Here is an 807-nt window from a genome sequence, read left to right as displayed (position 1 = left end):
TAGTCGAGGATGCTCAGGCTGCTGACGTCGCCGCTCTCGGTGCCGCCGTCGTCGGAACCGCCGCATGCGGCCAGCATGAGTGGCGTCGCGGCGATGATGGTCAGCGCGGTGGTGACCTTGGCATTCTTCATCCGCTGGGCTCCCTTGCCGTTTGGGTGGATGGACATGTGGTGATGTGGGCAGCGCAAGATCACATCGCGCTGCCATGCGCGGGACAACGGCGGGGTGGGTTCCGCCACGGCGTCGAGCATTCGAGTCAAAGCGGTTAACCGCCGTTGGCCCAACAGTGTGAACGGCGGATCGCGCGTGTGTCAAGGCTCACAGTCAAAACGCTTAACCGATAGACTGTCGGCGCGATACCGGGCGCAGTCGAGACGGACCTGATCGGAAACCTTCATGGCAACCATGCGTGACGTGGCCGAACGCGCTGGCGTGTCGATCGCCACCGTGTCATTCGTGCTGAACAACACCAAGCCGGTCGCTCCGGCGACGCGCGAGCGGATCGAAGCCGCGATGGCAGAGCTGGGATTCCGCCGCAATGCGCTTGCCCGAGCGTTGGCAAGCCGCCGTACGCACATTCTGGCGCTGGCCTATCCGGCGCTCCAGCACAAGCTCGGAAGCACGGCGATGAGCTTCGTCACCAGCGCCGCGAGCGCGGCGAGCAACCGTGACTACCACTTGGTCCTGTGGCCGGTGGACAACGACGGCGTTGAGCTGACCGAGCTGGTGCGTCAGGGCCTGGTTGACGGCATTCTGCTGATGGAGGTGCTGCTGGACGACCCCAGGGTGGAGGCGCTGGCGGCGATG

Annotated in this window: 1 protein-coding gene; it reads left to right on the top strand. The window is 65.1% G+C overall.

The window, feature by feature from the left end; genetic code table 11:
* Window positions 1-405 precede the first annotated feature (405 nt).
* On the top strand, window positions 406-807 hold a 402-nt coding region (locus tag ELR45_RS36835; protein ID WP_420813819.1), incomplete at its 3' end, for a LacI family DNA-binding transcriptional regulator.

The organism is Phytoactinopolyspora endophytica (assembly GCF_004138495.1).
GTDB classification, from domain to species: domain Bacteria; phylum Actinomycetota; class Actinomycetes; order Jiangellales; family Jiangellaceae; genus Phytoactinopolyspora; species Phytoactinopolyspora endophytica.
This window is presented reverse-complemented; position numbering and strand designations above follow the sequence as displayed.